The 6,997-nt window shown below is 60.2% G+C and carries 5 protein-coding genes; 4 read left to right on the top strand and 1 reads right to left on the bottom strand.

Annotated elements, in window-relative coordinates; all coding sequences use genetic code 11:
• The first annotated feature begins 167 nt into the window (after nucleotides 1–167).
• The 4 genes from A0J57_RS27335 to A0J57_RS24790 all read left to right on the top strand — a co-directional run bounded on the left by A0J57_RS27335 (nucleotide 168) and on the right by A0J57_RS24790 (nucleotide 5,988).
• Entirely contained in the window at nucleotides 168–944 is a 777-nt protein-coding gene (locus A0J57_RS27335; protein ID WP_328587052.1) for a hypothetical protein, read from the top strand.
• 54 nt (nucleotides 945–998) lie between these two features.
• Entirely contained in the window at nucleotides 999–1,694 is a 696-nt protein-coding gene (locus A0J57_RS27330) for an alpha-L-arabinofuranosidase C-terminal domain-containing protein (RefSeq protein WP_328587051.1), read from the top strand.
• A gap of 500 nt (nucleotides 1,695–2,194) precedes the next feature.
• Nucleotides 2,195–4,507 carry a glycoside hydrolase family 127 protein gene (locus A0J57_RS24795; protein WP_064232791.1) on the top strand — a complete coding sequence of 771 codons (2,313 nt, stop codon included), beginning with the start codon at nucleotides 2,195–2,197 and terminating at the stop codon, nucleotides 4,505–4,507.
• A gap of 95 nt (nucleotides 4,508–4,602) precedes the next feature.
• Complete coding sequence (locus A0J57_RS24790) at nucleotides 4,603–5,988, top strand: glycoside hydrolase family 43 protein (RefSeq protein WP_061940967.1); 1,386 nt, start codon at nucleotides 4,603–4,605, stop codon at nucleotides 5,986–5,988.
• Between the two features lie 564 nt (nucleotides 5,989–6,552).
• Here the strand turns inward: A0J57_RS24790 and A0J57_RS26235 are convergent.
• Nucleotides 6,553–6,798, bottom strand: coding sequence for a hypothetical protein (locus tag A0J57_RS26235; protein WP_153017902.1), 246 nt, complete (start codon nucleotides 6,796–6,798; stop codon nucleotides 6,553–6,555).
• Between the last annotated feature and the right edge of the window lie 199 nt (nucleotides 6,799–6,997).

Genomic DNA, 6,997 nt, shown 5'->3' with positions numbered 1-6,997 from the left:
GTTCATTTTTCTCCGAGGGTACAGACTACTGGCCGAGTCCAAGGCTGAAGCCAGTATCCGACTGAAGTCGGAGGGGTTGCTCCTACTGGAGGACTCTAAATCTCACGCTGGCGTTGGCGGTAGCCGCTGTTCCGGCGTCGGCTCTGGCGCAACCGGCATCTGTCGCCATGACGGTTGCCGCCGACGGTACGGGACCGACCATCGACCGCGACATCTTCGGTCAGTTCGCCGAAAATCTGGGAACAGGCATCTATGGCGGCGTCTGGGTGGGCGAAGACTCGCCGATACCCAATGTGCGTGGCATTCGCAGCGATGTGGTTCAGGCGCTGAAGGCATTGAGGGTTCCGAGCGTTCGCTGGCCGGGCGGGTGCTTTGCCGACGAATATCATTGGCGCGATGGGGTCGGTCCTCGCGCCAAGCGGGCGGTGACGGTGAACGGCAGCTGGGGCAACGCGCTGGAGAAGAATGATTTCGGCACGGACGAATTTTTCGACTTCATCGACCAGATCGGGGCCGAAGCCTATATATCGGTCAACATGGGATCGGGCAGCGTCAAGGAAGCCGCCGACTGGCTCGCGTACATGACCGCTGATCGCGGCACGACGGCGGGGGCGGAACGCGCAGCCAATGGCCATCCCAAACCCTACCGAGTCAAATTTCTGGGTCTTGGGAACGAAAGCTGGAGTTGTGGCGGCGCGTACACGCCCGACTATTATGTCGATGAAATGAAGCGCTACGCTCGCTTCGCCCGTAGCCTCAACCTTGAACAGCAGGGCACGGACAATCCTGCGGGCGGTTCGGTAGCCGGATCGGACCCGATGCAACGGATCGTGGTTGGGCCCGGCGGACTGGACACGGCCTATACCGAAGCCGTCATGAAGGCATGGAAGGCGCATGACTGGAGCTGGAGCATCGAAGGGCTGTCGATGCACAACTATACCTAGATCAGCTGGCCCCCGCCCTTTTCCAGCATCGACTTTGGCGAGCGCGAATATGCGATGCTCATCAAGGACACGCTGAAGATGGAGGAGATGATCCGCGTCCACTCAGCGGTGATGGACAAATACGATCCGGACAAGAAAGTCCCGCTGGTCATAGATGAATGGGGCGTTTGGCTCGCGAAGCTGCCCGGCAGCAAGGATGGTTTCCTGCATCAGCAGAACTCCATCCGCGACGCCATCATCGCTTCGATCAACCTCAACATGTTCGTCCGCCATGCCGATCGGGTCCGCATGACCGCCATCGCCCAGATGGTGAACGTGCTTCAGGCGATGATCCTGACGGACGGGCCGAAGATGGTGCTGACGCCCACCTATCACTTGTTCAAAATGTATGTGCCGTTCCAGAACGCCACCCGTTTGCCGATTAGCTTCGACGCGGGAACATACAGGTTCGGCGAGGTGAGCGTGCCGCGCATCGATGCGATTGCGGCGCGCGGCGCCGACGGGAAGCTGTGGATCGCGCTCACCAACGTCGACCCGAACAATGCCGCCTCCATCGATGCGGCGGTGGCGGGCATCCGCGCGCGCAAGGCATCGGGTACGGTGCTGACCGCATCGCGGGTCGATGCGGTCAACAGCTATGACAAGCCCGACATGGTCAAGCCGCAGCCAAGTGCCGCCAAGGTGATCGGCGGCCGGTTGAAAGTGACATTGCCGCCCAAGTCGGTAACCGTTCTGAGCGTTATGGAATGATGGCCAAAAGCCGACATCGAAGACCGCCCGCGCGAACCGGGACCGGATCGCGTGAAAGCTGTTGCCGCGTTGGCCGCAGTTGCAGCGACCATCTTTCCCGTCGATTTGCCAGCTTTTCCGTCGATTTGCCGGCCGCCTCTCCCCCACCGCCTTCCGCCGCGTCGCCGGCGGCGAAGCAGCGCCTTATCGTGCTGAGTGACATTGAGACGGACCCCGACGATACCCAATCCCTCACTGTTATGGTTCACAAGCCAGCATCTCGCCGCACCAGGATTTGAATAAGGTAATGGCCGTGCTGCACCAGCATAAGCACGGGCTTGTATATGCGCAGCCACGATGGTGCGTGGTCCGTCATATGCGGCAAATATCGCACCCGACGAACGGTCCATGTCGAACCGAGGTGGCGCCTGGACCTCGACATTTACTCCGATAAGATTCATAGTTTACTCCGACAAATTGGTTCGATAGGGTGTTCTTGGGCATCTGATTGGGAGATTTACATGAGCTGGACGCGTCGCGGCACGCTGGGGGCTGGAATCGCGTTTGGGGCCCTGCCGCGCTTCACATGGGCCGCGCCGGCTGCGACGTCGATCGCGACACCCTTTTCCCTGTCGCAGGTTAGGTTGAAGCCTTCGATCTTCCTGACGTCGGTCCGGGCGAACGCGCGCTATCTCCTGTCGCTCGACGCTGACCGGCTGCTGCATAATTTCCACGCCGGCGCCGGATTGCCGACCAGGGGTAAGGTCTATGGGGGGTGGGAATCGCGCGGGATCGCGGGCCATTCGCTGGGCCATTATATGAGCGCGGTGTCGCTGATCCACGCCCAGACGGGCGACCTGCAATTCCGCGACCGCGCCGCTTATATCGTCGGCCAACTCAAGGCGATCCAAGCCAGGCACGGGGACGGCTATGCTGGCGGCACCACGGTCGATCGCGACGGCAAGACCGTCGATGGCAAGGTCGTGTATGAGGAACTGCGCAGGGGCGAAATCCGCTCGACCGGGTTCAGCCTGAACGACGGATGGGTCCCCTTGTACACCTATCACAAGGTCATGGCAGGCGCGCTGGACGCGCATCAGCATGCGGGGATCAAGGACGGCTTGACCGTGGCGATCGGGCTGGGCGACTATCTGGGCAAAATCCTAGAGGGGTTGAGCGATACGCAGATCCAAGACATCCTGCGCACCGAGCATGGCGGGCTGACCGAATCATATGCCGAACTCTACAAGCGCACCGGCAATCGCCGCTGGCTGACCCTGTCGGAGCGGATGCGGCATCACGCGATCGTCGATCCGCTGCAGGCCGGGCGTGATGAACTCGCCGGCAAGCACGCCAATACCCAGATTCCGAAGATCATCGGCGAGGCGCGACTGCATGAACTGACGGGCAACGCGGATCGCGCGAAAGTCGCACAGTTCTTTTGGACCACGGTCACGCGCGACCACAGCTACGTCATCGGCGGCAACTCGGATCACGAGCATTTCGGCCTGCCGCGCCAGCTTGCCCAACGGCTCGACCAACAGACGTGCGAGGCGTGCAACAGCTACAACATGCTGCGCCTGACGCGGCATCTGTACAGTTGGAGTGGCGAGGCCAGCTATTTCGATTTCTACGAGCGCGCGCACCTCAACCATATCATGAGCCAGCAAGACCCGAAGACGGGCATGTTCACCTATTTCACCGCGCTGGCACCGGGAATGGGACGGGTGCATTCCAGCCCCACCGAGGATTTCTGGTGCTGTGTCGGCTCGGGTATGGAGAGCCATTCGAAGCATGGCGAAAGTATCTATTGGAAGCGCGGCGATGCGGTTGCGATCAACCTCTATTACGCCTCCACGCTGAACGCGCCCGAAGCGAAACTCGACATGGATACCGAATTTCCGCTGGGCAATATGGTGCGGATTGCGGTGACGAATGCGCCGAAAAGGCTCGCGCTGCGCGTGCCGGGCTGGTGCGCCGACCCGTTGTTGAAGGTGAACGGCAAGACTGCGGGCGTCCGGGATGGCGGCTATCTGATGCTGACCGGACTGAAGGCGGGGGACCGGATTGAACTGTCGCTGCCCATGCCGGTACGGGTCGAATCGATGCCCGATGATGCCAAGCTGGTGGCGTTCGTCAGCGGGCCGCTCGTCCTGGCTGGTGATATGGGGCCTGGCAAGGGAGCTTGGGACGGCCTCGACCCCGCCATCGTTACCGACCGCGCCGAACCGGTGCTGGTGGCGGCTGCCGGACTGCATCACTATCGCCTGGGCGAACAGGGCAAGCCGGGCGACCTGGCGCTACGCCCCTTTTTTGCGCAGCATGAGAACCGCACCGCCGTCTATTTCCGACGCTTCGACGTGGCGGAATGGCCGACCCAGCAAGCCGCGTGGACCCAAGCCTCGAAAGACCGGGCGGACTTGGCCGCGCGCACGATCGACGTGATCCGGCTGGGGGAGCAACAGCCGGAGGTGGATCACGCCTTTGCGGACAGCGGTCAGTCGGCGCCCGTTTCCCACGTCGCCGACCGCAGCCGGAACGTGAATGTCGGGTTCTTCGAATTTGACCTGGCCGTCGCGCCCGGCCCGCTCGCGCTTCAGGTCGCCTATGGCGGCGGGCAGCGCGACAAGGATTTTCGGATCATGATCGATAGCGAGCAACTGGTGCGCGAGCGCTTGCCGGGTGAGAGTACTAGCGCCCGCAACGTGCAGACCTATGCGCTACCGACGAAAATGACGCAGGGTAAGTCGAAGATTCGCGTCCGCTTCGAATCGGACAAGTGGCAGGGCGTCGAGGTCTATACGGCCCGCACCATGCGGCTCAAATCGGTCTAGCTACAAATGCGACATATGCTCGAGCGTACGACACAGCAGAGTTCAAGAAGCAGAACTCGCGTCGACTATCCAGTTTGAAAATCGAAGGGATTTCAATGAACGGAATTGGTATCGGGGCGGCGACTGCAATTCTGTGTGCCCTGGCTGTGCCGTCGCTGGCTCGCGCGCAGAATCCCATCGTCCAGACGCGTTTCACGGCCGACCCTGCCCCCCTTGTGCATGATGGCGTGGTCTATCTCTACACCAGTCATGATGAGGATGACGCAACCGGCTTCAAGATGCTCGACTGGCAACTCTACAGCTCGACGGACATGGTGAACTGGATCGATCGGGGAACTGTCGCCTCCTTGAAGACTTTCCCGTGGGCGGTGCAGAGCAACGACGCCTGGGCCCCGCAAGTCGTCGCCAGAGACGGAAAATTCTACCTCTACGCTCCGATCAGTATCGCGGGGCGGCCCAAGAATGTCATTGCAGTAGCGGTCGCCGACAAGCCCGAGGGGCCCTTCGTCGATGTGTTGGGCAAGCCTTTGATCGCTCCGGCCAATGACAATATCGATCCGACCGTTTGGATCGACGACGACGGTCAAGCCTATCTCTACTGGGGCAATCCTGACCTGTATTACGTCAAGCTCAACAAGGACATGATTTCCTATTCAGGTCAGATCACCAAGGTCGATCGGATCCTGGATTATCAGGAAGGACCTTGGTTCTATAAGCGGAAAAACCGCTACTACATGGCCTTCGCCTCCACCTGCTGCTCGGAAGGGATTGGCTATGCAATGAGCGACAAGCCGACGGGCCCATGGACCTATAAAGGTCCGATCATGGCTCACGATGCGCGCGCGACCGGCAACCATCCTGGCATCATCGACTACAAGGGCGGATCGTACCTGTTCGGCTTTAACTATGAACTGAACTTCGCGATGACGCCGATGCATCACGAGCGGCGCTCGGTGGCGGTCGCCAAATTCAACTACAATCCAGACGACACGATCCCCAACTTGCACTGGTGGGACAGAACCAGCGCACCTCAACTTGAGGCGCTGAATCCTTACAAGCGCGTTGAAGCAGAGACGATAGCCTGGACTTCGCGTCTCAAGCGCGATCAGGACCGGCCATATGATTGGGCCCCGGGCGTAACGACGGCGGGGGATGCGAAATCCGGTATCTTCGTGACCACGACCAAGAATCGCAGCTACATCAAGGTCGCTGGTGTGGACTTTGGTTCCGCTGGCGCCAGACGGTTCATTGCCACCGTCGCCAACGGCCTGCCGGGTTCGATGATAGAGCTGCGTTTGGACCGTACTGATGGGCCAGTGATCGGCACTCTGCCGATCGGCGAAACCGGCGCGCCTGGCGTTTGGCAGGAGCGCCAGACAAGCATAGCGGGTGCAATCGGCACCCATGATTTGTACCTGCTTTTCAAGGGCAGCGGCGACAGGTCGCTATTCGACTTCGATCACTGGCGGTTTGTCCAATAACGACAGGGGACGGCCAGACATTTGAGCTGGCCGTCTCTTCCCGTGAGCGAGAGACACCCCAGTCATTTGCTTCAACCATGGGATCAAACACATAGTCAGGCCGCTGACGTCAGACGAAATAGTATGGCGCCGTGCGAGGCTATGTCAGCCTCCAGCCGGTTGGCCATGAGGCCCAGGTCGGCCTTCACCTCATTGGCCGTCAATTTCCCCATGCTTCACCTCGCCGGGACACATTCCACCACACCCCCTGAAATCCACCACATTCCATCGTGCTATAGGCGAACTCAACGAACATCGGCGGCCTGAGAAAACCCAATTTCCATCAGAAAACCGCGAATTTCGGCGGTTGAGTATGAACGCTGATGAATGGGTAAATGGCGGTGTCGTCAGTCTAACGCGAACTCGTCTCCACCAGATGCTTTCGGGCGGAAGGACTGCGGCTAGCGCGCGATTGGCCGCCACTCTGCGAGGGCCACAGAGCGTGGTTCTTTATGGGTCTTTCGATAGGCTTGTTCATGCCCGCAGTTACCGCACCGCCTATTGCTTTGACAGAGCCGGTCGCAGCTATGAGGGTTGGTCTGGCATTGTGAACCGAACTTCGCGAACGAGCGTGCAGCTTTGGAGGGTAGAGGTCACACGCTCGGCATCGGCTTGCGAAAGATCCTGGGTTTCGAATTCGATGTGCATGTCGCCGTCGTGAATCTTCGCGCTCAATTTCGTCGGCGTCACCCATCGTCGAGCAAGTTGGCCAATCACGCGCGGCAGCATTTGCGGGTCAGGTGTCCCACGGATTTCGAAATTGAGCGTCACTTTTCCAGCCTCACGCTGCTATGCAGAGTCTCGGGCATCGATACGCCAGCGGTGGGTCGCTCGACATTCTCAGAGTGTCAAACGGCGTTCAAAAGGGACCCCCGATCGGCGTCGAAGAGGGACCCCCTTTTCAGATAATATGATGCTGGTTTGTTGAAGATGGCCTTGCGCTGCGTGCGGCGGAGGGCGGGCGTAGCCC

Origin of the sequence: Sphingobium sp. 22B (genome assembly GCF_001580035.1) — a bacterium.
Lineage (GTDB): Bacteria > Pseudomonadota > Alphaproteobacteria > Sphingomonadales > Sphingomonadaceae > Sphingobium > Sphingobium fuliginis.
Note: the sequence above shows the minus strand (reverse complement) of the source record. Positions and strands in the feature narration are given on the sequence as shown.

What these genes read in the sequence shown, in the direction of transcription:
- A0J57_RS24790 (WP_061940967.1), top strand. Translation starts at nt 4,603, where the DNA reads ATGAACGGAATTGGTATCGGGGCGGCGACTGCAATTCTGTGTGCCCTG.
- A0J57_RS27330 (WP_328587051.1), top strand. Translation starts at nt 999, where the DNA reads ATGCTCATCAAGGACACGCTGAAGATGGAGGAGATGATCCGCGTCCAC.
- A0J57_RS27335 (WP_328587052.1), top strand. Translation starts at nt 168, where the DNA reads ATGACGGTTGCCGCCGACGGTACGGGACCGACCATCGACCGCGACATC.
- A0J57_RS24795 (WP_064232791.1), top strand. Translation starts at nt 2,195, where the DNA reads ATGAGCTGGACGCGTCGCGGCACGCTGGGGGCTGGAATCGCGTTTGGG.